Below are 26,897 nucleotides of genomic sequence, written 5' to 3' on the forward strand. Positions count from 1 at the left end.
CGGGGCAGGGCATGAGCCGCAGCAGCAAGGCGAGTAGCGAGTACCGGCAGACCATCCGCGCACTGTCCGACCGCTTGGTCGAGGCACAGACGCCGATCCGCGTGCTGGATGCGATCAAGTGGGACGAGCGCATCCGCGAAGGCTTCCTCAGGAGCCGCGGGCAGAAACTGCCGGCGGTGGATCGCGACTATTACCAGAACCGCCCGCTGTCGTTCGACCCCAACGACAAGAAGCTGCAGTTCCAGCAGATCGAGCGCGACATCACCCGCCAGCTCGGCCAGTTCAGCCCGGTCGGGCAGATCATGCGGCGGATGTGCAAGGAATACCGCATGGTGATCCGCATGCTCGAAGCACGCGGCACCCCGGATTTCGGACTGATCTCCCAGGAGCTGTACGGCTCGGCTTCCGACGCCTTCCATGCCGGCGACCCGACCCTGGCCGACCTCGGCGTGATGTTCTCCACCTATCTGGACAACATCGCCGACCGCAGCGACCTCAAGGACGAACCCAAGACCCTCAACGCCAGCCAGGCGGTGGAGCTGCTGCAGAGCCGCCTCAACGGCGTGTTCGGCGACGACGAGGCGGTGGTGCGGGTGTTCGAGTCCGACGGCATCCTCGCCGACGCGGCGGCCGGTGCCGACTACATCAAGATCCGCGCCGACGCCATGTTCAACCAGCGCGACATCCGCGCCTTGGAGGTACACGAGGGGCTGGTGCACGTCGGCACCACCCTCAACGGCCTCAACCAGCCGGTGTGCACCTTCCTGGCCAAGGGGCCGCCGTCGTCGACCATCACCCAGGAAGGCCTGGCCATCCTCATGGAGGTGATCGCCTTCACCTCCTACCCGACCCGGCTGCGCAAGCTGACCAATCGCACCCGCGCCATCCACATGGCGGAGGAGGGCGCGGACTTCCTGCAGATCTACCAGTTCTACCGCGACCAGGGCTACAGCCAGGAAGACAGCTACTCCAACGCCATCCGCGTGTTCCGTGGCTCGACCCCGGACGGCCTGCCGTTCACCAAGGACCTGTCCTACCTCAAGGGTTTCATCCTGATCTACAACTACATCCAGCTCGCGGTGCGCAAGGGCAAGCTGGAGCAGATCCCGCTGCTGTTCTGCGGCAAGGCGACCCTGGAGGACATGCGCACCCTGCGCCAGCTGGTGGACGAGGGCGTGGTGGTGCCGCCCAAGTACCTGCCGCCGCAGTTCAGCGACCTCAACGCGCTGTCGGCGTGGATGTGCTTCTCCAACTTCCTCAACCACCTGAGCCTGGATCGCGTCGAGTCCGACTACGCCAACATCCTGTGACGGCCCGTCCGTTCCGTTCTTCTTCCCGACCTGTTCCGGAAATTTCCGCATGAGCGAGCGCAATCCCATCCCCCTGATCCTCACCGCCATCGGCAGCGTCGCCGCCACCGTCGCCGTGCTCGGCTTCTATGGCTACCTGCACATCGCCAAGCCCGAGGACGCCCTGCTGTTGAGCGACTACACCATGCTCAAGACCATTCCCGGCGAGGACTACAAGCTGTCGCTGAAGCCGGCCGACCAGGTCGCCCAGTGCATCGACGGCGTGCTGGTGCTGTTCGACGTCAACCAGAAGGGGCTGACCGGCGTGCTGGTGGACAGCAAGAAGCGCGCGGTGCGCTGCATGGGCCAGGAAACGCCGCAGGCCGAAGCGCCGCCGGCGCAATAGTCCGCCGCCGGCGGTGCTGGTCTATCCTTGCCGGAACAGCGCTGAGTGGAGGAACCGGGCAGTGATCGTCTGCAAGCGGGTCTATCAACCGGCGGCGCCCGCGGATGGCTACCGCGTCCTGGTCGATCGCCTGTGGCCGCGCGGCTGCCGCAAGGACGAGCTGCCGCTGGACGCCTGGCTGCGCGAGCTGGGGCCCTCGGATGGCGTGCGCCGCGCCTTCGCCCACGAGCCGGCGCGCTTCGCCGAGTTCCGTGAGGCCTACCGCGGCGAGCTGGCAGCCGCTGCGCTGCTCTGGCGGCCGCTGCTGGAGCCGGCGCGGCAGGGGACTCTGACCCTGCTGTATGCTGCGCACGACGAGCAGTTCAACAATGCCCGGGTGCTCGCCGAGTTCCTCGCCGAGCAACTGGCCGACGCCGCGCCTTGCGCGGCTGAACCGGAAGCGTCCCGATGAAGACTCCGGCCACTCTGCTGCGTGGCTGCAGCGTCCTGCTGGGGGCGTTGCTGCTCGGTACGGCGGTCGCCGCGCCGCTGTCGAGTGCGCACGGCCCGCTGGAGCTGCGCGAGGTCGTCGGTGGTCTCGAGCACCCCTGGTCCCTGGCCTTCCTGCCGGACGGCCAGGGCATGCTGGTCACCGAACGGCCGGGGCGACTGCGCCGGGTAACGGCCGAGGGGCGCCTGTCGGCGCCGCTGGCCGGCGTGCCGGCGGTCTATGCGGTCGGTCAGGGGGGCTTGCTGGACATCGCCCTGTCGCCTCGCTTCGCCAGCGATCGACTGGTCTACCTGAGCTACGCCGAGCAGGGCGTCGACGGCCTGGCCGGCACCGCGGTCGGCCGCGGCCGGCTGTCCGTCGATCTCGGCGCGCTGGAGGATTTCCAGGTGATCTTCCGTCAGCAGCCCAAGCTGTCCAGTGGCATCCACTTCGGCTCGCGGCTGGTGTTCGATGGTGCCGGCTACCTGTTCGTCACCCTTGGCGAGAACAACGAGCGACCCACCGCCCAGCAGCTCGACAAGCTGCAGGGCAAGGTGGTGCGCCTGCATGCCGACGGCAGCATCCCGGCGGACAACCCCTTCGTCGGCAAGGCCGGTGCGCGCGGGGAGATCTGGTCCTACGGTCACCGCAATCCACAGGGCGCGGCGCTCAATCCATGGAGCGGCCGGCTGTGGATCCACGAGCACGGCCCGCGTGGCGGCGACGAGATCAACATTCCCCAACCCGGACGCAACTACGGCTGGCCGCGGGCGACCCATGGGGTGAACTACAGCTTCCTGCCGATTCCCGAGGCCGAGGGCCGGCGGGTGGCCGGGACCGAACCGCCGCACCATGTCTGGGCGAAATCGCCGGCCATCAGCGGCATGGCCTTCTACGACGCAGCGCGCTTTCCGGCCTGGCAGCACAGCCTGTTCATCGGCGCGTTGGCCGCCCAGGCGCTGATCCGCCTGAGCCTGGAGGGCGACAAGGTGGTCGGCGAGGAGCGCCTGCTGGAGGCGTTGGATACCCGCTTCCGCGACGTGCGGGTGGGGCCGGATGGCTGGCTTTACCTGCTCACCGATGAGCGCGACGGCAAATTGCTGCGTGTCGGTCTGGAGGCCCCTAGGTCATTGGGCTGGCGGTGATTCGGGTGGTTGGCCGCCCGGTGGGAAATCGCTGCGCGAGTTTCCCACCCTACGATGACCCTGGCGTAGGGGGGGGGGTAGGCCTTTGGCCGTAACCCACCAACCAGCCTGTCAAGGCCGGCCTTAGGGGCAGAGATGCGCTGCCTCAGAAGCGTTCGTTGGCGCCGAGGTAGCGCCACTGGCCCGGCTGCAGTTTGGCCATCGCCAGCCGGCCGACGCGAATGCGGCGGATGCCATGCACCTGCAGGCCGACGGCCTTGCACATGTGGGCGATCTGTCCGGGCTGCGGGGCCTTGAGGGCGAAGCGCAGGCGCGTCTCGCTCTGCCAGCTGACCTTGCACGGTGTCAGTGGTCGGCCCCGGTAGCTCATGCCGAACTGCAGCTGCTTGAGTTGCTCCGGCTCGAGCGTGCCGGCCACTTCGACGATGTATTCCTGCTCGATCTTGCTGAAATCATCAGTCAGCTTGCGGATCACGCCCCAGTTCTGGGTGAGCACCAGCAGGCCGGAGGCGGCGGTCTCCAGCGCCAGGGGGGCGTTCAGCCGCTGCAGGTGGCGCTGCAGCAGGCGCATGCCCGAGGCATCGTCCGCGCTGCGACTGGCTTCGCCGAGCAGTGCGAGCGCCTGTTCGACGCTCACCCCGGCCGGCTTGTGCAGCAGCAGGGTGGCTGGCGGCTGGGTTTCCGCGCGGGCGCCGGGGAGCAGGGCGATGGCCTGGTCCAGCACCTTGAACTGCGGCGCCTCGACCACCTGGCCGTCGACCGTGACCCAGCCGCCCTCGATGTACAGCTCGGCCTCGCGGCGCGAGCAGGGCAGCAGTTCAGCGAGACGCTTGGACAGGCGGACGGGTTCGCGCATGGGCTGCCTACTTCTTGCCGATGGTGATGTGGCGCGAGCTGCCGTAGGTCTGGCCGCTGACCCCGCGGGGAATCTGCTGCACTTCGCCACCGGCCTTGAGGAAGGCGGCCATCTGCTCTTCGAGCTCGCGACGGGCTTCGGCGGAGGGAACGGCGACCACCTTCTGCTTCGATGCGCCTGGTTTGCTTTGCATGATGATTCTCCTGCCGAAAGGCAAAAAGGGCCGGACATCATACAGGAAACGGCGCTCATTTTTTGTCCTGTCGGACGAAATGAAGCCGTTTTCTGCAGAAATCTGCCGGCGAACGTTCGGGAAGTCGCCTCGTGCTACGCGGCTCAGCGCGCCGCGGCCAGCAGGCGATAGCTGTTCAGGCGGTCGGTGAAGCTGTGGGTGACGGTGACCAGCCCCAGCTCGTCGAGCTGGTAGTCGCAGGCGAAGGCATGGAACTGTTCCCAGCACTGCTCCGCAGTGCCGACCACCATGGCATCGCGCGTGGCGTCCAGCTCGGCCTGCTCGGAAGGGCTCAACTGGCGCCGGCGCTGGTCGACTTCCGCGGGGCTGAGCAGCAGCTCGCGGGAGCCGCGGCCGGCCATCATCTTGCGCCAGGCGGCCGTGCCGGCGATGTGCCTGGCCTGTTCCTCCGTTTCGCCGCAGATCACCGCCAGTGCCAGCATGCGCGCCGGCTTGTGCTGGTGGCCGGCCTGGGCGAAGTGGCGCTCGTAGTTGGCGAAGATCGCCGGCGAGCAGGCCTCGGGAGCGATGAAGCGCGCCACCGCCAGGCCCATGCCCAGGTAGCCGGCCAGCGACGAACTGCCGCCGCCGGAGCCGAGCATCCACAGTTGCGGCGTCGGACCTTCGTCCGGCAGGCAGTGCAGGCGGCTGTAGACATGCCGCTCGGGATACTCGTTGCGCAGGAAGGCACACAGCTCGGCGGCCTGCTGAGGAAAGGTGTCTTCTTCCAGCTGCTCGTAGGGGGCGGCCAGCGCTGCCGAGGCCAGCGGCGTGCCGCCGGGGGCGCGGCCGATGCCGAGATCGATGCGCTCGGGGAACAGGCTGGCGAGCATGCGGAACACCTCGGCCACCTTGTACGGGCTGTAGTGGCTGAGCATCACGCCGCCGCTGCCGATGCGCATGTTGCGCGTCACGCTGGCCACTCGGGCGATCATGATCTCCGGGCAGGGATTGGCGAAGTGGATGCTGTTGTGGTGTTCGGCCAGCCAGTAGCGGTAGTAGCCCAGTTCGTCACAGGCGCGGGCCAGCTCGACCGAGCTGTTGGGCGCCGCGCGGGACGGTCGATCGCCGTGGACGGGCGTCTGGTCGACGACGGTGAGCTTCAGCGACATGGCGGGTCTCCTGGCAGGGGCGAGAGGGCGCGCAGTATAGCCCTGAAAAGCAAAAGCCCCGCACGAGGCGGGGCTTTTGCGAGGCGGGAAGCCGGATCAGATGATCTGGACTTCGTCAGCCTGCAGACCTTTCTGGCCCTGGACGACCAGGAAGGAGACAGCCTGGCCTTCCTTCAGGGTCTTGAAGCCGTCGGCCTTGATGGCACGGAAGTGAACGAATACGTCAGGACCGCTCTGGGGGGTGATGAAGCCGAAGCCTTTCTCATCGTTGAACCACTTGACGGTGCCGGTTTGACGGTTGGACATGTTTGTCTCCTTGGACGGTGTAGACTACGGCGCCGGAACTGCCCGGAGCCGGAACTGAGTGCAAGGAGCCAGTAAAACCGAGGTTTGTAGGATCAAGCTCTGAATCAGTCGATTACGATGACACTGCAACACAGTGCGAGCACCCTACGCGGTAATTTCTGCCGGTGCAAATCCTTTCTGCAGGTCGGGCCATCATCTTTTGGCGAATGGTGTTTCGCCAGCGCCCCAGCAGTCCCCGCTCCGCGGCATGTTTTCCTTTTGAATCAATACCTTGTGTGTGGTCTTGAGGGCTGTCCCGGGTATGCCGGCACCCGTCGGAAAAAACCGCCGAAATTGCCGTCGCCGCACCCCGGGCCGGCCCCTGTCGCCAGGCGATCTCGGCTAGAATGCCGGCCCTGGCAATCAAGGTAAGCGACATGGCACAGATCGGGCGGTTCAACTCTCTCCAAGTGGTCAAGCACACCGACTTCGGTCTGTACCTGGATGGCGGCCCGGATGGCGAGATCCTCCTGCCCCGGCGCTACGTGCCCAAGGGCGGGGCGTGCGAGGTCGGTGACCGGCTGAACGTGTTCGTCTATCTGGACAGCGAAGACCGCATCATCGCCACCACCCAGAAGCCCAGGGTGGAAGTCGGTGGCTTCGCCAGCCTGAAAGTGGTGGCGATCGACCGCGTCGGCCTGTTCCTCGACTGGGGCCTGCCCAAGGACCTGTTCCTGCCGCACTCGGAGGAGAAGCGCCCGCTGCAGGTCGGCGACTACTGCGTGGTGCATGTCTACCTCGACCCGCGCACCCGGCGCATCACCGCCACCGCGCGGCTGGACCGCTATCTCGACAACACCCAGCCGCGCTACCAGCCCGGGCAGGCCGTGGACCTGCTGGTGGTCGAGCGCACCGACCTCGGCTTCAAGGCCATCGTCGAAGGCAAGCACTGGGGGCTGATCCACAAGAACGAACTGTTCAAGTTCCTCCGCCCGGGCATGCGCGAGACCGGCTACATCCGCGAGGTCCGTCCCGACGGCAAGATCAGCCTGAGCCTGCAGCCGCTTGGCCGCGCCGGCGCCGACAACCTGAGCGAGCAGATCCTCGCCGCGCTGCGCGATGCCGGCGGCAGTCTGGCGCTCGGCGACAAGAGCCCGCCGGAGGAGATCGCCCGGCTGTTCGGTGTCAGCAAGGGCAACTTCAAGAAGGCGATCGGCGGCCTCTACAAGCAGGGGCTGATCACCATCCTCGACGATCGCATCGAGCTGCGCTGAGCCCATTCACCGGCGCTCGCCCCACAGTTCCGCGAGTCGCGCATCGCGGCCGCAGGTGGTGCGGTAGAAGCGGTAGCGCAGCGGATTCTTCCGGTAGTAGTTCTGGTGGTACTCCTCGGCCGGATAGAAGGTGGTCGCCGGCAGAATCTCGGTGACCACCGGCCGCTCGAAGCGCCCGGAGTTCAGCAGCGCCGTCTTGGAGGCTTCGGCCAGACGCTGCTGCTCGGCGTCGGCATAGAAGATCGCGCTGCGGTACTGCGAGCCGATGTCGCAGAACTGCCCGGTGGCGGTCAGCGGATCGATGTTCGGCCAGTAGGCCTCCAGCAGCCTGGCGTAGCTGGTCCGGGTCGGATCGAAACTCACCAGTACCGCCTCCAGATGCCCGGTGCCGCCGGCCGAGACCTGTTCGTAGCTGGGGTTGGCGAGGCTGCCGCCGGTGTAGCCCGAAGTGGTCGACAGCACGCCCGGCACCTTGTCGAAATCGGCCTCCATGCACCAGAAGCAGCCGCCGGCGAAGATCGCCGTGGCGGTGGGCTGGTCGGCGGCATGCACTGGCAGGCCCGCCTGGTTGGCGGCGGCGAGCAGCAGGGCCAGACACCAGCCTGGCAAGCGGGCATGTGGCAGAGCGCGGCAGGCGAGGGCGTGCATGTTCAGCTCCTCAGGTCGGGAAGGCGGTCGCTGCGCGGGATGAAGCGCAGCGCCAGGCCGTTGTTGCACCAGCGCTCGCCGCGCGGCGGCGGGCCGTCGTCGAACACGTGGCCCTGGTGGCCGCCGCAGCGCGCGCAGTGGTACTCGGTGCGCGGCCAGATCAGCTTGAAGTCGCGCCTGAGCCCCACATGGCCGGCGAGCGGCTGGGTGAAGCTCGGCCAACCCGTGCCGCTGTCGTACTTGTCCTGGCTGTCGAACAGCGGCAGGTAGCAGGCGGCGCAGATGTAGGTGCCGTCGCGCCGCTCCTTGTCCAGCGGGCTGCTGCCGGCCGGCTCGGTATCCTCCTCGAACAGCACGCGCCATGCCGCTGGCGCCAGCAGGGGGCGCCATTGCTCCGCCGGCTTGTCGAGCGGCGCCACGTTTGGCTCTCCGGCCTGCGGGGCGGCACGCGCGCCATCCGCCAGCAGGGGCCAGACCGGCAGCAAGCCCAGGGCGTACAGTAGCGAGCGTCGATTCATGGCGACTGCCCTCGGTGGAATGCCTGTTCAAATTTTAGACAGCTCGGCGGCGGGCGTTGCCACTAGCGGTATGGGGGCTGCCGCGCGGGCGGAGGCAGGCGATGGGCGGTCATGCCGCCACGGTGCATGGTCGGGCGAAGGAGGGTGCCGTGAATTGTGCAAGCTCGCCATCGGTGTGGCCCATGTACGCGCTGCAGGGGCTGATCCTGATTTTTTTGTTTTTATAAAATTCAATAAAAACAATAATTTATGAATTTTTATTGTGATGTTAACGATTTTTCGGGCTGGCGGATTGCCCGGGGATGAGTCGTGGCGATTCCATGAAAAATGCAATCTTGTCTATGAAAGGTGCATTCTGTCGCACTCTGCCCCGTCCCATAATGGCTCCCAGATTGCTGCGGCGGCCAAGCGTGCCGCCTGCCGATCGACCAGACTGAACAGATCCTGGTAGTTGGACCGCCCCACGTGCAGGCGGTTACAGAACGCAGAATAAGTATCCATCGGGTAGACAGACAGCCATGAAAAGAGCGAACCCCCTCCTCGACAAGCTGCAAACCATCCTGCCGGCCATCGCTGCCAATGCCGCCCGGGCGGAGCTCGAGCGCAAGGTGCCGGAAGAGAACATCGCTCTGCTGAAGAGCATCGGCATGCACCGTGCCTTCCAGCCGAAGGCCTACGGTGGTCTGGAGATCTCCCTGCCCGAGTTCACCGATTGCGTGGCCGCGCTGGCCGGCGCCTGCGGCGGCACCGCCTGGGCCTTCAGCCTGCTGTGCACCCACAGCCACCAGTTGGCCATGTTCCCCAAGCAGCTGCAGGACGAGGTGTGGGGCGACAACCCGGACGCCACCGCCAGCAGCAGCATCGCGCCGTTCAGCACCATCGAGGAAACCGAGGGCGGCGTGCTGCTCAGCGGCGAGATGGGCTGGAGCAGCGGCTGCGACCACGCGGAGTGGGCCATCGTCGGCATGCGCCGCAAGAATGCCGAAGGCGAGCTGGTGTACAGCTTCGGCGTGCTGCCGCGCAGCGACTACGAAATCCGTGACGACTGGTTCTCCGTCGGCATGCGCAGCAGCGGCTCGAAGACCCTGGTGATCAAGAACGCCTTCATCCCCAACCACCGCATCCAGGCGGCCAAGGACATGATGGAAGGCAAGTCCGCCGGCTTCGGTCTGTATCCGGACAGCAAGATCTTCTACACCCCGTATCGTCCGTACTTCGCCTGTGGCTTCGCCGCCATCAGCCTGGGCATCGCCGAGCGCATGCTGGTCGCCTTCAAGGAGAAGCAGAAGAACCGCGTGCGTGCCTACACCGGCGCCAACGTCGGTGCCGCTACTCCGGCGCTGATGCGCCTGGCCGAGTCGACCCACCAGGTCGCCGCCGCCCGCGCCTTCCTTGAGAAGACCTGGGAAGAGCACGCCGAATACGGCGAGCGCCACCAGTACCCGAGCCGCGAGACCCTGGCCTACTGGCGTACCAACCAGGCCTACGCGGTGAAGATGTGCATCGCCGCCGTCGACCGCCTGTTCGAGGCCGCCGGTGCCACCAGCTGGTTCGAGAACAGCGAGATCCAGCGCCTGTTCCGCGACTCGCACATGACCGGCGCGCACGCCTACACCGACTACGACGTCTGCGCGCAGATCCTCGGCCGCGAGCTGATGGGCCTGGAGCCGGATCCGACCATGGTGTAAGCCGTACTGCAGTGCGAAAAAGGGGGATCGCCGTGAGGCGATCCCCCTTTTTCGTTGTGCCGCGGCGGCAGGCCCTCAGTCGAGGCGGGTGAAGGTGACGGTGCCGACGCCCTCGACCTGCTGCACCAGGGTCGCGCCGCCATTCTCGACACGTGCATGCAGCAGGGCGGCGCCGCGCGGGTCGCGGGCGGTCAGGTAGCCGTCCCTGTGCTCCCAGGCGGCGACCGGCAGCCGATTGTCGCCCTCGCGGATGTACTTCTCGTTCAGCTCCACCGTGGCGCTGCGCACCTTGACCCCGGCCGCCTCGGTGGTCATGGCGTAGGTGCCTTCGATGCGGCTGTCGGCGAGGGCGGTGCCGGTCAGGGCGGTGAGGAGGAGGGCGAGAGGAGCGAGGCGGGAAATCTTCATGGCTTACCTTCCTTGATGATGACGTATCACGCGGTTCCCGGCGCCGTCAGGCGCTCTGCCCACCGCAGCGGGGGCGAGCCGTAGCCGATCGCGCCTCGGTGGCAGCGGCGGGGTGCGAGTCCAGCTTAAGCGTCCTGCTGGCCGAATTTGTTGACCTTTTCATGAATAAATTCAGCAAAATGATGAATTTTTCATGACGAAAGCGCTTCGGGCGAAAAAGCCCCGCCGGCGGCGGGGCTGCGGTCGTGTGAACCGGTTCAGGCCGGCGCGGAGGTCTCGCGGTTGCGGATCATCTCGGCGATGCCCTGCAGCGGGCGCTTGAGCATGGCCTTCACCTCGTCGCTGGCGCCGACCTGCTCCAGGGCCTTGTCCATGCACAGCAGCCACTGGTCGCGCTCGCGCGGGCCGATGGCGAACGGCCGGTGCGGGCCGGTCATGCAGATCGAGCCGTACTTCTGCGCATACAGGTGCGGCCCGCCGAGCCAGCCGGACATGTACTCGAACAGCTTCTGGCGTATCCCCGAGAGATCGGCGCCATGCATGCGGCGGATGTCGGCCGCCTCCGGCAGTTCATCCATGCACTGGTAGAAGGCATCGCACAGACGGCGCACGCCGTCCTCGCCGCCCAGCAGCTGGTAGGGGGTCTGATTCATTGTTGTGGCTCCGCCGGGGTGGGAAAAGCGAATGTTGCCGGAGCGAAGGCGGGCAGGGATTGATGCAGGGCAGGGATGGGGCGGCAATTCGGATCGCTAGGCACTGCTGGCGCAGTTGGACGCGGCGCATGCGCCCTGAGAGGTCGCGCGTTGGCGGATGCATCCATGGCGCGGCGCCCTGCCAGTATTCTGCGCTGACGGGATAACGACGCAACTCCAGGGCGCGCCGGTGGGCGGTGCGCTTCCTTGGCAAGGTGTGGGGCTACCAGCCGTCGCTGGCGGCGATGCGCGAGCCGATGCAGGTGTTCGCCTGGGATCACGGCATCATCACCGACGACCTGGTGCGCATGCGCTATGAGGCGAGCATCCGCGACGACGTGCAGACCCGCTTCGCCCAGCTATTCCCGGCGCCGCGCCAGCAGGGCATCGAGATGCTCGCGGTGGACGAGGCCGCGCTGCGCCAGCTGCCGCAGCCGACCCTGATCATCCACGGCCGTGACGACCAGGTGATCCCGCTGGAGGCTTCCGAGCGGCTGCTCCGCCTGATCCCCCACGCCCAGCTGCACGTGTTCGGCGAGTGTGGCCACTGGGTGCAGATCGAGAAGGCCGCCGACTTCAGCCGACTGCTCATCGACTTCCTGTGCGCGGCGCGCGAGGAGAACCAGGCATGAACAAGGAAACCATCCGCGGACGCTGGAACATCCTGTCCTGGGAACAGCTCTACGACGACGGCCGCGTGGTCCATCCGATGGGCACCGACCTGGAGGGCTTCATCGAGTACGGCCCCTACGGCATGTTCTGCGTGATCGCCAGGAAGGATCGCGAAGTTTTCACCACCGGCGGCCAGTGGTCGGCCAGCGATGCGGAGAAGGCCGCCGCCTACGGCAGCTACCTGACCTACGCCGGGCCCTACGAGGTCGAGGGCGACACCGTCCGCCACCATGTGCGCCACAGCCTGTTCCCCAACTGGGAGGGCGGCTCGCAGAAGCGCGTCGCGGTGCTGGACGGCGGCGTGCTGTCGCTCACCGCGCGCCTGGAGGAGGGCACCGCGGAGGCGCGCACCGCCAAGCTGGTATGGACCCGCGCGCTGCCGGCCGGGGCCTGAGGGGAATCGCAGGCAATAAAAAAGCGCGCGTCCCGTGAGGGGCGCGCGCTTTGTCGCTTCCGGACTGGGGCGTCGGGTCCGGAGCTGGTCGACTCACCTGCAGGCGGGGCGCAGCAGTCGATAGAGCTGTGCAAGCCCATGCCAGCCCAACCAGGCCAGGGCCACCCCCGCGAGGTTGGCGGCGATGTCCAGTTCGCTGAACTGGCGTGCCGGCTGCAGGTATTTCTGCAGCCACTCCAGGAAGGGCGCGAGGGCCAGCAGCGTGCTCCACAGCAGCCAGCCCGGCAGCCGCTGGAAGGCCAGCCGGCTGGTCAGCGACAGGGCGCCGAAGGCCAACAGATGCAGAGCCTTGTCCGACTGCTCGAACAGCTCCGGCGGTGATTCCGGACGGAACATGCCGTACAGGAACACCGCCAGGCAGGCCAGGAAAGGCAGTGCCCTCAAGCCTTGTCACCGCCGATCTGGGTCAGCAACTCGGCGGTCTTGGCCTGCATCAGCGCGTCGTCGCCGCGGCTTTCCACGTTCAGGCGAATCACCGGCTCGGTGTTGGAAGCGCGCAGGTTGAAGCGCCAGTCGGCGAAGCTCACGCTGAGGCCGTCGGTGTAGTCCACTTCGGCGGTATCGGTGCGGTACAGCGACTCGATGCGCTTGAGCACCGCCGGCGCTTCGGCGACCTTGAGGTTGATCTCGCCGGAGGAGGGGAAGGCGGCGATACGCTCGCCGACCAGCGCGGACAGCGACTGGCCACGGCTGCACATCAGCTCGGCCACCAGCAGCCACGGGATCATGCCGCTGTCGCAGTAGGCGAAGTCGCGGAAGTAGTGGTGCGCGCTCATCTCACCGCCGTAGATGGCATCCACTTCGCGCATCTTCTGCTTGATGAAGGCATGCCCGGCCTTGCACTGCACCGCTTCGCCGCCGCTCTGCTCGACGATGGCCAGGGTGTTCCAGGTCAGGCGCGGGTCGTGGATGATCCGCGCGCCCGCCTCCTTGCGCAGGAAGGCCTCGGCCAGCAGGCCGACGATGTAGTAGCCCTCGATGAAGCCGCCCTTCTCGTCGAACAGGAAGCAGCGGTCGAAGTCGCCGTCCCAGGCGATGCCCAGGTCGGCGCCGTGGGCCAGCACAGCGTCGCGGGTCGCCGCGCGGTTGTCTTCCAGCATCGGGTTGGGGATGCCGTTGGGGAAGCTGCAATCCGGCTCGTGGTTGACCTTGATGAACTCGAAGGGCACGCCGCGTGCCTTGAGCGCCGTCTCGATGGCATCCAGCACCGGGCCGGCGGCACCGTTGCCGGCGTTGACCACCAGCTTCAGCGGCCTGAGCGCGGCGGTATCGATGTAGGACAGCAGGTGCTCGACGTAGGCGGCGCGGTTGGACACCTCACGCAGTTCGCCAGGCAGCGCCGCCGGAGCGGCGAATTCGGCCTTCTCGGCCATCAGGCGGATGTCTTCCAGGCCGGTGTCGCGGCTGATCGGCTGCGAGCCCTCGCGCACCAGCTTGAAGCCGTTGTAGTCGATCGGGTTGTGCGAGGCGGTCACCTCGATGCCGCCGTCGGCGCCCAGGTTCCAGGTGGCGAAGTACACCTCTTCGGTGCCGGTCATGCCGAGGTCCAGCACGGTCACGCCGGCCTCCTGCAGGCCGCGGGCCAGCGCGGCCTTGAGCGCCGGAGAGGTCTCGCGTACGTCGCCGCCGAGCACCACGGTCTTCGGTTTCAGCCACTCGGCGTAGGCGCGGGCGATGCGGTAGGCGATGTCTTCGTTCAGCTCGCGGCCGAGCTGGCCGCGGATGTCATAGGCTTTGAAGCAGGTCAGGGTGGTCATCGATCATTCACCGGCGGCGTCCGGCCGCATGGGTTGGGTGTTGCTTGGTTGCGGATATTGCCGTCCCGGACGGATTGGCCGCGGCGGCGAAACTGCTTGGTGCAGCAAGAGCAATGTGGTTGGTGCTGCGGGGCTGGCTGGCGGGCCGCGCCTGGCGATACAGGGTGCGGAGTATAGCTGCAGGCCGTGTCAGGAGGCTCCTCAGTTACGTTGGATGGGGCGGGCGACGTTCTGTACCCAAGTCGGGTTGGTGAGTGCGGAGCGCTTCCTTATACTGGCGCGCCTTTCCGAATGACGGACCAGCCGCCAGCGTGGCGGCCCTGCCTTGCATGGAAACCACCCCCATGTCGCACAGATCCAGCCGCCTCGAGCGGTTTCTCGTTGTCGCTGCCCTGCTGCTGCTCGTCTGGCTGCCGTTGCCGCTGGGCAGCAACCGCGAGTGGGCCGTTGGCCTGTTCATCGCGCTGACCGGCCTGCTGGCCGGACTATGGACGCTTGACCAGTTCCGCTGCCGACGCCCAGCTGGACCGGCCGTGAAGGCGGCTGTGCCCTTGCTTGGCCTGCTGCTGGGCGCCCAGGGCTGGGTTGCCGCTCAGTGGCTATTCGGTCTGACGGCGGACAGTGGCGCGACCCTGCAGTACCTGTTACTGGGGATCGCCTACAGCCTGCTGTTCCTGCTGGTCATAGCGCTGTTCCACACACGGCAGCGGCTGAACCTGCTGCTCGCCACCCTGGTCATCAGCGGCACCCTGCAGGCCTTCCATGGCGCGTTCATGACCCTGTCCGGCGTCGAGTGGCTGCTGGCCACGCCGAAGACTTCCTATATCGGCGACGCCACCGGCACCTTCGTCAACCGCAACCACCTTGCCGGCTACCTGGAGCTGACCCTTGCCTGCGGCATCGGCCTGCTCATGGCCCTGCGCGATACCCGACCGTTCCGCTGGCTGCACCTGCTGGAGATGCTCATGGGCGCCAAGGCCCGCCTGCGTCTCGGTCTGGTGGTCATGGTCATCGCCCTGGTGATGACCCACTCGCGCGGCGGCAACGCGGCCTTCTTCACCGCGCTGATGATCGTCGGCGGCATCTTCGTCCTGCGCGACAAGGACAACCGCCTGCGCAACGGCCTGATTCTCGCCAGCATCCTGCTCATCGACCTGCTGGTGATCAGCCAGTACTTCGGGCTCGAGCGCCTCAAGGACCGCGTACTCAACACCCGGCTGAACGACGTGGTGGTGGAGGGCCAGGTCATCGAGCGACAGAACATCGACCGCGACGAAGTGTTCGTCTACGCCCTGCCGCTGGCGCAGGAGCGGCCGCTGACCGGGCAGGGTGCCGGCAGCTTCGAGGCGGTGTTCCCGAAGTACCCGGGCGCGGATATCCGCAGCCATTTCGATCACGCGCACAACGACTACCTGCAGTTCTTCATCGAGTTCGGCCTGCTCGGCTGTCTGCCGCTGCTGGCCTTCGTCCTGCTGGCGCTGTGGCGTGCCCTGCAGGCGCTATGGCGGCGCGACTCGCTGTATCGCAGCGGCGTCGGTTTCGGTGCCGCCATCGGCATCCTCGCCCTGGCCATCCACTCGTTCACCGATTTCAACCTGCAGATCCCGGCCAACGCCGCGACCCTGGTGGTGCTCTGCGCCATCGCGGTGCTGGCCAATGGCCACAGCAAGCCGCGCAGGCAAAGAATCGGCTGAGTAGCGACCTCGCCCGCAAGCGCCGGCTCATCGGCCGGCGCTTGCGGGCGAGGCGACAGTCTGCAATCGATTACAGGCCCTTGAGGTACAGGTTGTCGAAGCAGTAGTTGGTCGCCTCGACGTAGCCCTCGGCGCTGCCGCAGTCGAAGCGCTGGCCCTTGAAGCGGTAGGCCAGCACGCAACCGCTCTGCGCCTGCTTCATCAGTGCATCGGTGATCTGAATCTCGCCACCCTTGCCCGGCTCGGTATCGGCAATCAGGTCGAAGATGTCCGGAGTGAGGATGTAGCGACCGATGATCGCCAGGTTGGACGGCGCGTCCTCCGGCCTGGGCTTCTCGACCATGGTATTCACCCGGTAGATGTCGTCGCGGATCATCTCGCCTGCGATCACGCCGTACTTGTGGGTCTGATCGCGCGGCACTTCCTGGATGGCGACGATCGAGCAGCGGAACTGCTTGTACAGCTTGACCATCTGCTCCAGCACGCCGTCGCCACCGAGGTTCAGGCACAGGTCGTCGGCCAGCACCACGGCGAAGGGTTCGTCGCCGATCAGCGGGCGACCGCAGAGGATCGCGTGGCCCAGGCCCTTCATTTCCACCTGCCGGGTATAGGAAAAGGTGCACTGATCGATCAGTTCGCGCGTGCCGGCCAGGTATTTCTCCTTGTCGGTACCACGGATCTGGTGCTCCAGCTCGTAGCTGATGTCGAAGTGATCCTCCAGGGCGCGTTTGCCGCGGCCGGTGACGATGGCCATGTGCTGTAGGCCGGCAGCGCGTGCTTCTTCGACCGCGTACTGGATCAGCGGCTTGTTCACCACCGGCAGCATTTCCTTGGGCATGGCCTTGGTGGCGGGGAGGAAGCGGGTGCCGTAGCCGGCGGCGGGGAACAGGCATTTGCGGATCATGAATTCATCCTTGGTTTGGAAAAGGTGAAATGCCCCTGATCAGTGGGCTGCGGAGCCGGAGTGGAGCAGATTCAGGGCGTTTTCGAGGATGTGGAAGATTGCTCCGTACCTACGGACTATGGGAGCGGCGCCCTCGCCGCGAAAGCGGGCCGGTGGCCCGCCAGGCTTTACTCCCCATACCCCCGCGGATTCCCCGACTGCCAGCGCCAGGCGTCGGTCATCATCGCCTGCAGGCCGCGCTCGGCCTTCCAGCCCAGCTCGCGTTCGGCCTTGGCCGGATCGGCCCAGCATTCGGCGATATCGCCGGAGCGGCGTGGGGCGATGCGGTAGGGCACCGGGCGGCCGGAGGCACGCTCGAAGGCGCGGACCATCTCCAGCACGCTGTGGCCGTTGCCGGTACCGAGGTTCCACACGTGCACGCCGCTCTGCGCCGAGATCGCCCGCAGCGCCTTGAGGTGGCCGTCGGCCAGGTCGACCACGTGGATGTAGTCGCGCACGCCGGTGCCGTCGCATGTCGGGTAGTCGTCGCCGAATACCGCCAGCTCCGCGAGCTTGCCGATGGCCACCTGGGCGACGTAGGGCAGCAGGTTGTTGGGGATGCCGTTGGGATCCTCGCCGATCAACCCGCTCTCGTGGGCGCCGACCGGATTGAAGTAGCGCAGTACGGCGATGCTCCAGCGCGGCTCGGACAATGCCATGTCGCGCAGGATCTCCTCGACCATCAGCTTGGAGCGACCGTAGGGATTGGTCGGCGTGCCGGTGGGGAAGTCCTCGCGGATCGGCATCTGCGCCGGCTAGCCATACACCGTGGCCGACGAGCTGAACACCAGGCGGAACACGCCGGCGCGGGCCATCGCCTGGCACAGGGTCACGCTGCCGGCGACGTTGTTCTCGTAGTAGGCCAGCGGCTCGCGCACGCTCTCGCCCACCGCCTTGAGACCGGCGAAGTGCAGCACCGCGCCGATGCGGTGCGCGCGGAACAGACCGTCGAGCAGTTAGGCATCGCGAATGTCGCCCTCGACGAACAGCGGCGCCCGGCCGCAGATGCGCTCGACGCGGTGCAGCGATTCCGCCGAGCTATTGCACAGGTTGCCCAGCACCACCATCTCGAAGCCCGCCTCGAGCAGGACCAGGGTGGTGTGCGAGCCGATATAGCCGGCGCCGCCGGTTACCAGGATTTTTTCGGTCACGGAGGAGATATCCATTCAGAAGCGTAACGTCTTGTGTAGGGGCGTATTCATGCGCCAACGCCGCTCCGTCGGGCGAATGAATTCGCCCCTGCAGGGAGCGGGCATTGCAGCCTCAGGCTCGCCCATACTTGTCTTCGAAGCGCACAATGTCATCTTCGCCCAGGTACGAGCCGGACTGCACCTCGATCAGCTCCAACGGGATCACGCCGGGGTTCTCCAGGGCGTGGATCTGGCCGATGGGGATGTAGGTCGACTGGTTCTCGGTGACCAGGTAGGTCTTGTCGCCGTTGGTGACCTTGGCCGTGCCGCTGACCACGATCCAGTGCTCGGCGCGGTGGTGGTGCATCTGCACCGACAGCTTGGCACCGGGCTGCACGGTGATGCGCTTGACCTGGTAGCGGTGGCCGTTGTCGATGGAGTCGTACATGCCCCACGGGCGGTAGACCTCGCGGTGATTGACGTGTTCCTGGCGGTCGTCGGCCTTGATCCGCTCGACGATTTTCTTCACGTCCTGCACCTTGTCCTTGTGCGCCACCAGCACGGCATCCTTGGTCTCGACGATCACCAGATCCTCGAGGCCCACGGTCGCCACCAGACGGCTGTCGGCGTGCACGTAGGTGTTGCGGGTGGCCTGGCCGAGCACGTCGCCCTTGAACACGTTGCCTTCGGCATCCTTGGCGCTGACGTCCCACAGCGCCGACCAGGAGCCGATGTCGCTCCAGCCGGCGTCCAGCGGCACCATGGCCGCGTCGTCGGTCTTCTCCATCACCGCGTAGTCGATGGAGTCCTCCGGGCAGGCGGCGAAGGCGGCGGCGTCCACACGGGTGAAGTGCATGTCCTGCTTGCCGCCGGCCAGCGCCGCGCGGCAGGCGGCGAGGATCGCCGGCTGGAAGCGCTCGAGCTCCTCCAGGTAGCGGCGGGTGCGGAACAGGAACATGCCGCTGTTCCAGAAGTAGTTGCCGCTGGCCAGGTAGTCGCGCGCGGTGGCGAGATCCGGCTTCTCGACGAAGCGGCTGACCGCGAAGCCGCCGTCGCCGAGCGCCTGGCCCTTCTCGATGTAGCCGTAGCCGGTTTCCGGATGGCTGGGGACGATGCCGAAAGTCACCAGCTTGCCGTCGGCGGCCAGCGGTAGCGCGGCGCGGATGCTGGCGTGGAAGGCCGGCACGTCCTGGATCAGATGATCGGCGGCCAGCACCAGCAGCAGCGGATCGCCCGCCTCCTCGATCGCCTGCAGCGCCGCCAGGGCGATGGCCGGCGCAGTGTTGCGGCCGACCGGCTCGAGCAGGATGGTCGCCCCTTCCATGCCCAGCTGGCGCAACTGCTCGGCGGCGAGGAAGCGGTGTTGCTCGTTGCAGATCAGCCGCGGCAGGCCGACCGCGAGGCCGTCCAGGCGCTGGATGGTCGCCTGCAGCATGGATAGCTGCGCGTCGGCCAGCGGCAGGAACTGCTTGGGATTGAGCTGGCGCGACAGCGGCCACAGGCGCGAGCCGGAGCCACCGGCCATGATGACGGGGAAAAGCATGTTCATAGTCCTTTGAAAATGTTGGTCAGCCCAGGGCCGCCAGATAGGCGCGCGAGTTGTCGTGCACTTCGGCACTGGCCTGCATCTCGGCCTGCGGCCACCAGCGATAGCGGTCGTGCTGCTCGGCCGGTGGCGCCAGGGGCACGCCGGCGGGCAGGCGCAGGTGGTAGCCGAGCACCACGTAATGGGTATCGGGGTTGGCGCCGGCCGCGCCGAACACGCTATCGGCGTAGAAGTGCTCGTACACGTCGAGCAGGCGCGCCTGGCCGCGCTCAAAGGCCAGCCCCAGCTCGCCCCAGGTCAGGCGGCGGAAGGCGGAATCCAGGCTTTCGTTCTTGCGGATGCGCCCGCCGGGTACGAACCAGAAGCCCTGCGCCGGACGATTCAGGCGCTGGCCGAGAAGGATTTCCCCGGCGGCGTTCTCCACCACCAGATCGATGGACACCAGCGGTGTGGATGCCACCACGGTGCGGAAGGTTGCGTCAGTCAGCCACATGCTTCAGACCTCGACCAGGAAACGGCCCAGGATGCGCTCCTTGTCGAGGAACTCGCGGGCATACTCGGTGGCGATGGTATTGGGCATCGGCATGGCCAGGGTTTGCTCGATACCGGCGAGCAGGGCATCTACCGACTCCGGTTCGATCAGCGTGGCGATGCCCGGATACTCGCCGCACAGCAGCCCCAGGCTGGTGTCGGGATCGGCGGTGATCAGCGCGTTGCCGCCCACCGCGAGAATGTTGGTCAGCTTGGACGGCAGCACGGCGTCGGCAGCGCCACGCTTCTGGATCACCAGATGGCAATCGGCCGAAGCCAGCAGCAGCGGAAGATCCTCATAGGGCTGCAGGGGAGCGAACACTACGTTGCTCAGTCCCTTGCTCGCCACCATATCGACCAGTCTGGACTTGCCGGCCCCCTCACCGACGATCAGGAACACCATGTCGCTGCGCGACTGCAGGCGCTCGGCGGCCGCGATCACGGTTTCCATGCCCTGCTTCTCGCCGATGTTGCCCGAATAGAGCAGCACCCGCTTGCCCGGCTCGACGCCGAGGCGCTCGAGCAGGGCAGGGGAGTAGGGCACGTTCTGGAAGCGCGCGGTTTCCGACCAGTTGGGGAAGAAGCGCAGCGCCTGTTTGCTCACCCCCTTGTGGCGGGCGCGCTGCAGCATACCGCTGGAAATGGTCGACACCCGGTCGAAGGCGCGCAGGATCGTCCGTTCGGCAGCGAAGGCGAAGCGCTTGAGCACCCCGCCCTTGGCGATGCCGAGGCCGAACAGCGCATCGACCTCGTAGTCCTGGATGTGCAGCACCGACTTGGCGCCGGTCAGCTTGGCCAGCAGCAGTACCTGCGGTGCGCAGAACAGGGTCGGCACCACCAGGATGACCAGCTCCGGCCTCCAGCGCACCTGGCCGAGCACCGCCAGCGACGAGGACAGCGAAAAGCTGGCCAGATGCAGCATGCGCTTGAGCGCGCTGGGCTTGGCAGGGACATACAACGGGCAGCGGGTCACCGTCACCCCGTCCTCCCGGCGCGTGTCATAGCGCAGGGAAGAGAAGCCCTTCCGGACCTTCCAGTCCGGGTAGTAGGGCGGCGCAGTGACCACCCGCACCTCATGCCCCTGGGCCGCCAGCCAGCGGGCCATTTCGCCGCTGTACTTGCCGATGCCGGTCAGCTCGGGGCTGTAGTTGATGCCGTACACCAGGATCTTCATTCAGTGCGTCCGTGCTTGTTCCACGTTCTCGACATACCAGCGATAGGCATCGCGCAGGCCGTCCTCCAGGCCGATGCTGGCCTGCCAGCCCAGCGCCCTGAGGCGCGACACGTCCATCAGCTTGCGCGGCGTGCCGTCCGGCTTGCTCGCATCGAAGCTCAGTCGGCCGGTGAAGCCGGTGACCCTGGCGATGGTTTCCGCCAGCTCGCGGATGGTGCAGTCCACCCCGGTACCGACGTTGATGTGCGAGAGCATCGGCTGGGTGTTGTCGCGGTAGGTGGCGTCGTCCAGTTCCATCACGTGCACGCTGGCGGCGGCCATGTCGTCCACATGCAGGAATTCGCGCATCGGCGTGCCGCTGCCCCAGATCACCACCTCCTCGTCGCCGCGCTGCACCGCCTCGTGGAAGCGGCGCAGCAGCGCCGGGATCACGTGGCTGTTCTCCGGGTGGAAGTTGTCGTGCGGGCCGTAGAGGTTGGTCGGCATCACGCTGCGGTAGTCGCGACCGTGCTGGCGGTTGTAGCTCTCGCACAGCTTGATGCCGGCGATCTTGGCGATGGCGTAGGGCTCGTTGGTCGGCTCGAGGATGCCGGTGAGCAGCGCCGCTTCCTGCATCGGCTGCTGCGCATGCTTGGGGTAGATGCACGAGGAACCGAGGAACAGCAGCTTCTGCACACCGCTCACGTGGGCGGCGTGCACGATGTTGGCCTCGATCATCAGGTTCTCGTAGATGAAGTCGGCCGGGTAGCTGTTGTTGGCGTGGATGCCGCCCACCTTGGCCGCCGCGAGATAGACCTGGTCGATCTTGTTGGCCTGGAAGTAGGCCTGCACCGCCGCCTGGTCGAGCAGGTTCAGCTCGTCGCGGCCGGCGGTGAGGATGTTGGCGTAGCCCAGTGCCTTGAGACGGCGGACGATGGCCGAGCCGACCATGCCGCGATGGCCGGCGACGAAGACGCTCTGGTTGAGATCGCGGGCCACGCTCAGTTCTCCACCGACACCGGCACGTCGTGGCCGTGCTGCTTGAGCAGGGCGTGACGCTGGGCGACTTTCAGATCCTCGCGGACCATCTCGGCGCACATTTCCTGCACGGTGATTTCCGGCACCCAGCCGAGCTTCTGCTTGGCCTTGCTCGGGTCGCCCAGCAGGGTTTCCACCTCGGCCGGACGGAAGTAGCGCGGATCGACGCGCACGATCACGTCGCCCACCTTGAGCGCCGGGGCCTTGTCGCCGTCGATGCGCTCGACGACGGCCATTTCGTCCACGCCCTGGCCCTCGAAGCGCAGGGTGATGCCCAGCTCGGCCGCCGACCAGGTGATGAACTCGCGCACCGAGTACTGCACGCCGGTGGCGATCACGAAGTCTTCCGGCTGCTCCTGCTGCAGCATCATCCACTGCATGCGCACGTAGTCCTTGGCGTGGCCCCAGTCGCGCAGCGCATCCATGTTGCCCATGTACAGGCACTGCTCGAGGCCCTGGGCGATGTTGGCCAGGCCACGGGTGATCTTGCGGGTCACGAAGGTTTCGCCACGGCGCGGCGACTCGTGGTTGAACAGGATGCCGTTGCAGGCATACATGCCGTAGGCCTCGCGGTAGTTCACGGTGATCCAGTAGGCGTACAGCTTGGCCACCGCGTAGGGCGAGCGCGGATAGAAGGGGGTGGTTTCCTTCTGCGGGATCTCCTGCACCAGGCCGTACAGCTCGGAGGTGGAGGCCTGGTAGAAGCGGGTCTTCTTCTCCAGGCCCAGCAGGCGGATGGCCTCGAGGATGCGCAGGGTACCCATGGCATCGACGTCGGCGGTGTATTCGGGCGACTCGAAGCTTACCGCCACGTGCGACTGGGCGCCGAGGTTGTATACCTCGTCCGGCTGCACCTGCTGGATGATGCGGGTGAGGTTGGAGGAGTCGGAGAGGTCGCCGTAGTGCAGGACGAAGTTGCGGTTATCGACGTGCGGGTCCTGGTAGATGTGGTCCACGCGCTGGGTGTTGAAGGAGGAAGCGCGGCGCTTGATGCCATGCACTTCATAGCCCTTTTCCAGCAGGAACTCTGCGAGATAGGAGCCGTCCTGGCCAGTGATGCCGGTGATAAGGGCGCGTTTTTTCATTGCCTAATTCCTTGTTTCTGGTTTGGACTAAGTGCACTAAATGCGGCTTAAGGTTGGTTGTTGTGTGTTATTTCTTGTGGTTGTTCAGAAGAAGATAGGTGAAAAGCTCAAAAAGCTGTTTGCTCGCGAGACACAGGCTGCGAGTGTCTGGAAAAAAAGCGAAGCATAGGACGTTCTACCCACAAGTGTAAAATAATTCCTGATAGTACACATGAAATGGCAGAGAATAGGTAGGTAATCAGGGCTCCATAGAAGCCTGATAATCCGAAAGCAATGGCTAGCTTGCAGATTAAACTGATTAGAGGGAAGTGGAGAAGGTATATACTGTAAGATGCGTCCCCGATAGTCTTGGGCAGGAAGCCTGTTGCAATTCGAGCCCCCCCGTCTTCTAGTTTCACTAATCCATAAATAATCAGGCAGCTGGTAAGGCCATAGCCCACGAACTCAAAGGTGTTTTCGTACTTTTCTGATATCGGAAAAGCCACCTCATAGAGACCAAAAGCAATGAAGGCTATAATTCCAGTTGCAGCAGATCCCACAGGAGGAAACAACATTTTTTTCGAGCGACAGAGAAGCGCTACTCCAACTCCCAGAAAGAAGTAGGAAACGTGTAGGCTGCCGATGAACGACCATGGGAATGATTTTCCGAAGACGGCTGCACTCACAATCACTACCAGTGCCGCTACCGCAAGTGAGCGACTCAGAATTGCCATCAGCACCAGAAAGTAGAAAGCCATCTCATACTGAAGGCTCCAGGCCACAATTATGACTGGAGCGCCAGTCCCTCCAACCACATCCGGATCTAGTGGCATAAGGCTCAATGCCTTGAGGATCAGCAATGGGTCAGATGGTATTGTCTCCCGCAGGGATGGAACCCAAAGGGCTGAGAGATACACTGCTAGAAAAACAAACCAGTAAATGGGATAGATTCGAACTAAACGCTTGCGGATGTACTCTAGGGCGCGGGAAGGTTTGGTCATGTCCGCATAGTGAACATGTGTGATTATGAAGCCGCTCAGGACAAAAAAGAACTCAACCCCCGAGTCTCCAAAGCGGAACGGAACTGCGAAAGCTTGGATGCCGAAGTATTTGTCAAGAGCTATCGTTGCACCCAAGTGGTAGAAAACAACCAGAAGAGCTGCTGCCGCTCGGCAGGCTTGTAAGGATTTATACATGATTTACTAGTGGTTGCTTTTGGGGTTTTCCCCTTTAAATTAACTAAGGGGGTGTTTTGTTTTTTCTAGGGTTGGTGTTTTTATTAGTTTGTCAGCTTCAGTCCGGTTAATCGCTCAAGAATCTGCACGCGCTCCGTGTTGGAGGTGGCACCTTTAAGGGCATGCTCGAACTCCATGATCTTGGCGCCAACCAGAAAACGGTACCAGTAGCCTTGCAGGAAGTGGTAAACGAGGCCCGAGCGGCCATCGAGGAAGCCGAGCTGGAAGATGTAGCGCCATAGGAAGTACAGCAGCGCACTCAGCGTAAATGGAATGCGGTTGTAGATCTTTTCCTTGATGAACCGCTTGAGTGCCGCCTGACCGGAGGCACTGGCGGTGGTGAGTCCTTTTTCCTTGGCAAACAGACCGTAGCGCTGGTTAAGTACTTCAATGGCCTCACGGGTAGCGTACTTGTTGTGCTTGTCCGTAAAGTAGGTGATGTCGTTCAGGTTATGATCTGCAAAGCCGCCCTTAAGGATGACTGTACGGCCGCCTTTGACCACCACATGCTCGTCCATCCAGCGGTCCTCTACACGGCCATGGCCGCGCCGCCACAGACGAAGCATCAGCAGCGGGTAGCGTCCGCCATGGCGCACCCAGCGATCCATGAAAATATGTTTTCGATTTAGGTTAACGCCCACTACATCAGTTGGCAGAGCCGGCAACTGGGTACTGATGGTGACAGCCAGATCCGGTTCGATGATTTCATCTGCATCAAGACGGAGAATCCAGTCGCCCGTGATGGGCGCATTTTCCAGGGCCCAGTTGAACTGCGCAGACTGGTTCACGAATGGATTCTGCAGGACGAGCGCACCACACCGCTCGGCAATTGCCACGGTGTCATCTTTGGAGAAAGAGTCCACTATGATGATCTGTGAGGCTAAGAGCTGCACGGAGCGTATGGCCCGCTCCAAATGCATGGCTTCGTTGTAGGTCAGGATGATGACCGTGACGCTGCTCATGCGATATTCCTGTTTCTTTCGCCAATCTTCCGGGCCGGATGCCCGGCGTACACTGTCCAAGGTTCGGTAATGCTTTTGCTCACGACGGAACGTGCTCCGACTACAACGCCTTCGGCCACATTGACCCCCAGAGATACAAAGGCTTCTGCGCAGATCCACGCATGTGCGCCAATCACAATTGGTTTCGCAAACAGCTGAAAGTTAGGGCTATTGTAATCGTGCGAGCCACCACACAGATGTGCACCTTGCGAAATCACGGCGCACTCGCCAACAATAATCCGGTCCATGCAGTACAGCGTGGCACCATCACCAATGCCCACATAGTCGCCCAGATCGAGATTCCAGGGCGCCCATATCCTTACACCCGGGTAGACATGCACGCCTTTACCGAGTTTGGCACCGAAAATTTTCAGCAGGAACGCCCGCCAGCTATGCAGTGGCCGCGGACTCGGTTTGAAAAGTAACAGCCATACAATTCCCCAAAGTTGTCGCTTTGCGCGGTGCGAAAGCGAAAAAGAGGCCTCGGTATGTGGATTGTTTCCCTGAATAATCAATGCTGATGCTCTTTAATGATATTGATAAGGCGCTCTGCACTTCGATGGATGTGGAATTTCTCAGAAAAGCAGGATTTTGCTTTCTGTTGCATGGTGATTCGATCCTCAGTGGAGAGTGACAGCCATTTGTTAAGGTTGCTCAATGTCCCCCTTAGAGAGTCATCGTCTACGAAACCTGATTGTGTGGCTTCTACCTCGCGCCAGATATTCACCTTGTTGCTGATTAGAACAGGCTTTCCGCAGGCTAAAGCTTCAGCAACCACAATTCCAAAGTTTTCTTGATGCGATGGTAGACAGAAAACATCAGAAGCATAGTAGGCTCCCCATTTTTCTGAATCTCGCAACATGCCGGGCCACGTAACTCTGCTTGCTATCCCGAGACGTTTGGCCTGTGCGGTTAATGTCGCTTTCCAGCCTGTTTGGTCAGGGCCAGCCATAATAAGGTGTAATGATTTGTCATTTTTGGCTGTTTGTGCGAAAGCTTCAATTAACAAGTCACAGCCTTTCTTTTCATGTATCCGGCTAAGAAAAAGAATTAATCTCTTGTTTTTTAGTTCTGGAAACTTATCTAGAAACGCCGATGACAGTCCTTCATCTATGGGGGGGGCGTCTGTTCCATATGAAGAGACTGCTTCTTTGGCGCTATATAGCCAGAAAGACTCGCGTGCTAGTCGACGTTCTTCTTCACAGGTGAAAATTACTGCCTTTGCGTCGCGCAGTGTTCGATACTCGGCCCATGGCCAGTACAGCCATTTCTTTAGGTGCTTGAGAGGATAGGTTTTTTTGAACCATGGGTCTAACATGCCATGTGTGAATACAAAATAAGGAGTTTCTGTGCCTGCTAAGACGCTGTGTGCAGCTCTACCATGGTATTGCCAAAGGCCATCAATGATGACGGCATCATAGTTATTTTTGTTTTTATTTAACCATTCCTTTAGTTTTGGTGTGTAAGCGTAGTTTCCCGCTCCGGGGCCAAGGGCATGTATTTTGGGGAGAGTAGGGTCTGAATGCCAAATGCTGCCAGGCTTATCACAGCATGCGATTTCTGCTTCAACTCCAAGTGCAGGGTATGCCCGGCATAACTGTTTGATTCCTTCGACTGTTCCACCTGCTTCTGGGTTTGTGGTGGGGATCAGATGCAA

Annotated in this window: 30 protein-coding genes and 1 pseudogene; 10 read left to right on the plus strand and 21 right to left on the minus strand. The window is 64.1% G+C overall.

The window, feature by feature from the left end; all coding sequences use genetic code 11:
- Window positions 1–11 precede the first annotated feature (11 nt).
- From BLT78_RS01935 to BLT78_RS01950, 4 genes are all read left to right on the plus strand, one after another.
- Window positions 12–1,310, plus strand: coding sequence for a flavohemoglobin expression-modulating QEGLA motif protein (locus tag BLT78_RS01935; RefSeq protein ID WP_090347362.1), 1,299 nt, complete (start codon window positions 12–14; stop codon window positions 1,308–1,310).
- Window positions 1,311–1,359: 49 nt separating this feature from the next.
- A complete protein-coding gene (locus tag BLT78_RS01940) occupies window positions 1,360–1,695 on the plus strand; it encodes a hypothetical protein (RefSeq protein WP_090347363.1) in 336 nt (111 codons plus the stop codon).
- A 61-nt stretch (window positions 1,696–1,756) separates the two neighbouring features.
- Window positions 1,757–2,146 (plus strand): DUF488 domain-containing protein, encoded by a 390-nt coding sequence (locus BLT78_RS01945; RefSeq protein ID WP_090347364.1) that lies wholly within the window; start codon window positions 1,757–1,759, stop codon window positions 2,144–2,146.
- Window positions 2,143–3,309, plus strand: coding sequence for a PQQ-dependent sugar dehydrogenase (locus tag BLT78_RS01950; protein ID WP_090347365.1), 1,167 nt, complete (start codon window positions 2,143–2,145; stop codon window positions 3,307–3,309). The genes BLT78_RS01945 and BLT78_RS01950 overlap by 4 nt, the downstream gene beginning before the upstream one ends.
- 145 nt (window positions 3,310–3,454) lie before the next feature.
- On the opposite strand, the gene BLT78_RS01955 is transcribed toward BLT78_RS01950, so the two are convergent.
- From BLT78_RS01955 to BLT78_RS01970, 4 genes are all read right to left on the minus strand, one after another.
- The gene (locus BLT78_RS01955; protein WP_090347366.1) at window positions 3,455–4,165 is read right to left on the minus strand and encodes an rRNA pseudouridine synthase; all 711 of its coding nucleotides are present in this window, start codon (window positions 4,163–4,165) and stop codon (window positions 3,455–3,457) included.
- A gap of 7 nt (window positions 4,166–4,172) precedes the next feature.
- Window positions 4,173–4,358: a hypothetical protein gene (locus tag BLT78_RS01960; RefSeq protein WP_090347367.1), complete on the minus strand. Its 186-nt coding sequence runs from the start codon at window positions 4,356–4,358 to the stop codon at window positions 4,173–4,175.
- A 143-nt stretch (window positions 4,359–4,501) separates the two neighbouring features.
- Window positions 4,502–5,509, minus strand: coding sequence for an MsnO8 family LLM class oxidoreductase (locus BLT78_RS01965; protein WP_090347368.1), 1,008 nt, complete (start codon window positions 5,507–5,509; stop codon window positions 4,502–4,504).
- A 96-nt stretch (window positions 5,510–5,605) separates the two neighbouring features.
- Window positions 5,606–5,815, minus strand: coding sequence for a cold-shock protein (locus tag BLT78_RS01970; RefSeq protein ID WP_090347369.1), 210 nt, complete (start codon window positions 5,813–5,815; stop codon window positions 5,606–5,608).
- A gap of 416 nt (window positions 5,816–6,231) precedes the next feature.
- Between BLT78_RS01970 and BLT78_RS01975 the strand changes: the two genes are divergently transcribed.
- Window positions 6,232–7,068, plus strand: a complete 837-nt coding sequence (locus tag BLT78_RS01975; RefSeq protein ID WP_090347370.1) for a CvfB family protein — start codon at window positions 6,232–6,234, stop codon at window positions 7,066–7,068.
- Between the two features lie 6 nt (window positions 7,069–7,074).
- Here the strand turns inward: BLT78_RS01975 and msrA are convergent, their stop codons facing one another.
- The gene (gene msrA, locus BLT78_RS01980) at window positions 7,075–7,716 is read right to left on the minus strand and encodes a peptide-methionine (S)-S-oxide reductase MsrA (protein WP_090347371.1); all 642 of its coding nucleotides are present in this window, start codon (window positions 7,714–7,716) and stop codon (window positions 7,075–7,077) included.
- Window positions 7,717–7,718: 2 nt separating this feature from the next.
- Entirely contained in the window at window positions 7,719–8,234 is a 516-nt protein-coding gene (gene msrB, locus BLT78_RS01985) for a peptide-methionine (R)-S-oxide reductase MsrB (protein ID WP_090347372.1), read from the minus strand.
- Here msrB and BLT78_RS21230 point away from each other — a divergent pair.
- Both BLT78_RS21230 and BLT78_RS01990 read left to right on the plus strand, forming a co-directional pair.
- Window positions 8,233–8,487: a hypothetical protein gene (locus tag BLT78_RS21230; RefSeq protein ID WP_157719458.1), complete on the plus strand. Its 255-nt coding sequence runs from the start codon at window positions 8,233–8,235 to the stop codon at window positions 8,485–8,487. The two genes, msrB and BLT78_RS21230, sit on opposite strands and share 2 nt — an antisense overlap.
- A gap of 265 nt (window positions 8,488–8,752) precedes the next feature.
- The gene (locus BLT78_RS01990) at window positions 8,753–9,922 is read left to right on the plus strand and encodes a p-hydroxyphenylacetate 3-hydroxylase oxygenase component (protein ID WP_090347373.1); all 1,170 of its coding nucleotides are present in this window, start codon (window positions 8,753–8,755) and stop codon (window positions 9,920–9,922) included.
- Window positions 9,923–9,997: 75 nt separating this feature from the next.
- Here the strand turns inward: BLT78_RS01990 and BLT78_RS01995 are convergent, their stop codons facing one another.
- Together BLT78_RS01995 and BLT78_RS02000 are read right to left on the minus strand one after the other, a co-directional pair.
- Window positions 9,998–10,330, minus strand: a complete 333-nt coding sequence (locus BLT78_RS01995; RefSeq protein ID WP_090347374.1) for a hypothetical protein — start codon at window positions 10,328–10,330, stop codon at window positions 9,998–10,000.
- A gap of 257 nt (window positions 10,331–10,587) precedes the next feature.
- A complete protein-coding gene (locus BLT78_RS02000; RefSeq protein ID WP_090347375.1) occupies window positions 10,588–10,983 on the minus strand; it encodes a group II truncated hemoglobin in 396 nt (131 codons plus the stop codon).
- Between the two features lie 236 nt (window positions 10,984–11,219).
- On the opposite strand from BLT78_RS02000, the gene BLT78_RS02005 reads away from it, so the two are divergent.
- Window positions 11,220–11,654: an alpha/beta fold hydrolase gene (locus tag BLT78_RS02005; RefSeq protein ID WP_231975677.1), complete on the plus strand. Its 435-nt coding sequence runs from the start codon at window positions 11,220–11,222 to the stop codon at window positions 11,652–11,654.
- Window positions 11,651–12,088 (plus strand): lipocalin-like domain-containing protein, encoded by a 438-nt coding sequence (locus BLT78_RS02010; RefSeq protein ID WP_090347376.1) that lies wholly within the window; start codon window positions 11,651–11,653, stop codon window positions 12,086–12,088. Before BLT78_RS02005 ends, BLT78_RS02010 begins: the two co-directional genes overlap by 4 nt.
- A gap of 93 nt (window positions 12,089–12,181) precedes the next feature.
- Here BLT78_RS02010 and BLT78_RS02015 read toward each other — a convergent pair whose 3' ends face one another.
- Window positions 12,182–12,532: a VanZ family protein gene (locus tag BLT78_RS02015; RefSeq protein ID WP_090347377.1), complete on the minus strand. Its 351-nt coding sequence runs from the start codon at window positions 12,530–12,532 to the stop codon at window positions 12,182–12,184.
- Window positions 12,529–13,905 carry a phosphohexomutase domain-containing protein gene (locus tag BLT78_RS02020; protein ID WP_090347378.1) on the minus strand — a complete coding sequence of 459 codons (1,377 nt, stop codon included), beginning with the start codon at window positions 13,903–13,905 and terminating at the stop codon, window positions 12,529–12,531. The genes BLT78_RS02015 and BLT78_RS02020 overlap by 4 nt, the downstream gene beginning before the upstream one ends.
- A 344-nt stretch (window positions 13,906–14,249) precedes the next feature.
- Here BLT78_RS02020 and BLT78_RS02025 point away from each other — a divergent pair, with 344 nt between their 5' ends.
- Window positions 14,250–15,599, plus strand: a complete 1,350-nt coding sequence (locus BLT78_RS02025; RefSeq protein ID WP_090347379.1) for an O-antigen ligase family protein — start codon at window positions 14,250–14,252, stop codon at window positions 15,597–15,599.
- A gap of 70 nt (window positions 15,600–15,669) precedes the next feature.
- Here the strand turns inward: BLT78_RS02025 and galU are convergent, their stop codons facing one another.
- From galU to BLT78_RS02080, 11 genes and pseudogenes are all read right to left on the minus strand, one after another.
- Window positions 15,670–16,503, minus strand: coding sequence for a UTP--glucose-1-phosphate uridylyltransferase GalU (galU, locus tag BLT78_RS02030; RefSeq protein WP_090347380.1), 834 nt, complete (start codon window positions 16,501–16,503; stop codon window positions 15,670–15,672).
- Between the two features lie 167 nt (window positions 16,504–16,670).
- Window positions 16,671–17,708, minus strand: a pseudogene (galE, locus tag BLT78_RS02035) (UDP-glucose 4-epimerase GalE).
- 97 nt (window positions 17,709–17,805) lie between these two features.
- The gene (locus BLT78_RS02040; RefSeq protein WP_090347381.1) at window positions 17,806–19,215 is read right to left on the minus strand and encodes a mannose-1-phosphate guanylyltransferase/mannose-6-phosphate isomerase; all 1,410 of its coding nucleotides are present in this window, start codon (window positions 19,213–19,215) and stop codon (window positions 17,806–17,808) included.
- 25 nt (window positions 19,216–19,240) lie between these two features.
- Entirely contained in the window at window positions 19,241–19,711 is a 471-nt protein-coding gene (locus BLT78_RS02045; RefSeq protein ID WP_090347382.1) for a GDP-mannose mannosyl hydrolase, read from the minus strand.
- Between the two features lie 3 nt (window positions 19,712–19,714).
- Complete coding sequence (locus BLT78_RS02050) at window positions 19,715–20,923, minus strand: glycosyltransferase WbuB (RefSeq protein ID WP_090347383.1); 1,209 nt, start codon at window positions 20,921–20,923, stop codon at window positions 19,715–19,717.
- Window positions 20,924–21,901 (minus strand): GDP-L-fucose synthase, encoded by a 978-nt coding sequence (gene fcl, locus BLT78_RS02055; protein ID WP_090347384.1) that lies wholly within the window; start codon window positions 21,899–21,901, stop codon window positions 20,924–20,926.
- 2 nt (window positions 21,902–21,903) lie between these two features.
- A complete protein-coding gene (gene gmd / locus BLT78_RS02060; RefSeq protein WP_090347385.1) occupies window positions 21,904–23,025 on the minus strand; it encodes a GDP-mannose 4,6-dehydratase in 1,122 nt (373 codons plus the stop codon).
- Window positions 23,026–23,132: 107 nt separating this feature from the next.
- Entirely contained in the window at window positions 23,133–24,200 is a 1,068-nt protein-coding gene (locus BLT78_RS02065) for an acyltransferase family protein (RefSeq protein ID WP_090347386.1), read from the minus strand.
- An 83-nt stretch (window positions 24,201–24,283) separates the two neighbouring features.
- Window positions 24,284–25,201 (minus strand): glycosyltransferase family 2 protein, encoded by a 918-nt coding sequence (locus BLT78_RS02070; protein WP_090347387.1) that lies wholly within the window; start codon window positions 25,199–25,201, stop codon window positions 24,284–24,286.
- On the minus strand, window positions 25,198–25,755 hold the full coding sequence (locus BLT78_RS02075; RefSeq protein WP_090347388.1) for an LbetaH domain-containing protein: 558 nt from the start codon (window positions 25,753–25,755) through the stop codon (window positions 25,198–25,200). The genes BLT78_RS02070 and BLT78_RS02075 overlap by 4 nt, the downstream gene beginning before the upstream one ends.
- Window positions 25,752–26,897, minus strand: a complete 1,146-nt coding sequence (locus BLT78_RS02080) for a glycosyltransferase (protein ID WP_231975678.1) — start codon at window positions 26,895–26,897, stop codon at window positions 25,752–25,754. The genes BLT78_RS02075 and BLT78_RS02080 overlap by 4 nt, the downstream gene beginning before the upstream one ends.

The sequence above is a fragment of the Pseudomonas oryzae genome, assembly GCF_900104805.1.
Lineage (GTDB): Bacteria > Pseudomonadota > Gammaproteobacteria > Pseudomonadales > Pseudomonadaceae > Geopseudomonas > Geopseudomonas oryzae.

Excerpts from the sequence above, each read along its gene's own strand:
- BLT78_RS01935 (WP_090347362.1), top strand. The coding sequence starts at position 12 with ATGAGCCGCAGCAGCAAGGCGAGTAGCGAGTACCGGCAGACCATCCGC.
- BLT78_RS01940 (WP_090347363.1), top strand. The coding sequence starts at position 1,360 with ATGAGCGAGCGCAATCCCATCCCCCTGATCCTCACCGCCATCGGCAGC.
- BLT78_RS01950 (WP_090347365.1), top strand. The coding sequence starts at position 2,143 with ATGAAGACTCCGGCCACTCTGCTGCGTGGCTGCAGCGTCCTGCTGGGG.
- BLT78_RS01955 (WP_090347366.1), bottom strand. The coding sequence starts at position 4,165 with ATGCGCGAACCCGTCCGCCTGTCCAAGCGTCTCGCTGAACTGCTGCCC.
- BLT78_RS01960 (WP_090347367.1), bottom strand. The coding sequence starts at position 4,358 with ATGCAAAGCAAACCAGGCGCATCGAAGCAGAAGGTGGTCGCCGTTCCC.
- BLT78_RS01965 (WP_090347368.1), bottom strand. The coding sequence starts at position 5,509 with ATGTCGCTGAAGCTCACCGTCGTCGACCAGACGCCCGTCCACGGCGAT.
- BLT78_RS01970 (WP_090347369.1), bottom strand. The coding sequence starts at position 5,815 with ATGTCCAACCGTCAAACCGGCACCGTCAAGTGGTTCAACGATGAGAAA.
- BLT78_RS01975 (WP_090347370.1), top strand. The coding sequence starts at position 6,232 with ATGGCACAGATCGGGCGGTTCAACTCTCTCCAAGTGGTCAAGCACACC.
- msrA (WP_090347371.1), bottom strand. The coding sequence starts at position 7,716 with ATGCACGCCCTCGCCTGCCGCGCTCTGCCACATGCCCGCTTGCCAGGC.
- BLT78_RS21230 (WP_157719458.1), top strand. The coding sequence starts at position 8,233 with ATGGCGACTGCCCTCGGTGGAATGCCTGTTCAAATTTTAGACAGCTCG.
- msrB (WP_090347372.1), bottom strand. The coding sequence starts at position 8,234 with ATGAATCGACGCTCGCTACTGTACGCCCTGGGCTTGCTGCCGGTCTGG.
- BLT78_RS01990 (WP_090347373.1), top strand. The coding sequence starts at position 8,753 with ATGAAAAGAGCGAACCCCCTCCTCGACAAGCTGCAAACCATCCTGCCG.
- BLT78_RS01995 (WP_090347374.1), bottom strand. The coding sequence starts at position 10,330 with ATGAAGATTTCCCGCCTCGCTCCTCTCGCCCTCCTCCTCACCGCCCTG.
- BLT78_RS02000 (WP_090347375.1), bottom strand. The coding sequence starts at position 10,983 with ATGAATCAGACCCCCTACCAGCTGCTGGGCGGCGAGGACGGCGTGCGC.
- BLT78_RS02010 (WP_090347376.1), top strand. The coding sequence starts at position 11,651 with ATGAACAAGGAAACCATCCGCGGACGCTGGAACATCCTGTCCTGGGAA.
- BLT78_RS02020 (WP_090347378.1), bottom strand. The coding sequence starts at position 13,905 with ATGACCACCCTGACCTGCTTCAAAGCCTATGACATCCGCGGCCAGCTC.
- BLT78_RS02025 (WP_090347379.1), top strand. The coding sequence starts at position 14,250 with ATGTCGCACAGATCCAGCCGCCTCGAGCGGTTTCTCGTTGTCGCTGCC.
- galU (WP_090347380.1), bottom strand. The coding sequence starts at position 16,503 with ATGATCCGCAAATGCCTGTTCCCCGCCGCCGGCTACGGCACCCGCTTC.
- BLT78_RS02040 (WP_090347381.1), bottom strand. The coding sequence starts at position 19,215 with ATGCTTTTCCCCGTCATCATGGCCGGTGGCTCCGGCTCGCGCCTGTGG.
- BLT78_RS02045 (WP_090347382.1), bottom strand. The coding sequence starts at position 19,711 with ATGTGGCTGACTGACGCAACCTTCCGCACCGTGGTGGCATCCACACCG.
- BLT78_RS02050 (WP_090347383.1), bottom strand. The coding sequence starts at position 20,923 with ATGAAGATCCTGGTGTACGGCATCAACTACAGCCCCGAGCTGACCGGC.
- gmd (WP_090347385.1), bottom strand. The coding sequence starts at position 23,025 with ATGAAAAAACGCGCCCTTATCACCGGCATCACTGGCCAGGACGGCTCC.
- BLT78_RS02065 (WP_090347386.1), bottom strand. The coding sequence starts at position 24,200 with ATGTATAAATCCTTACAAGCCTGCCGAGCGGCAGCAGCTCTTCTGGTT.
- BLT78_RS02070 (WP_090347387.1), bottom strand. The coding sequence starts at position 25,201 with ATGAGCAGCGTCACGGTCATCATCCTGACCTACAACGAAGCCATGCAT.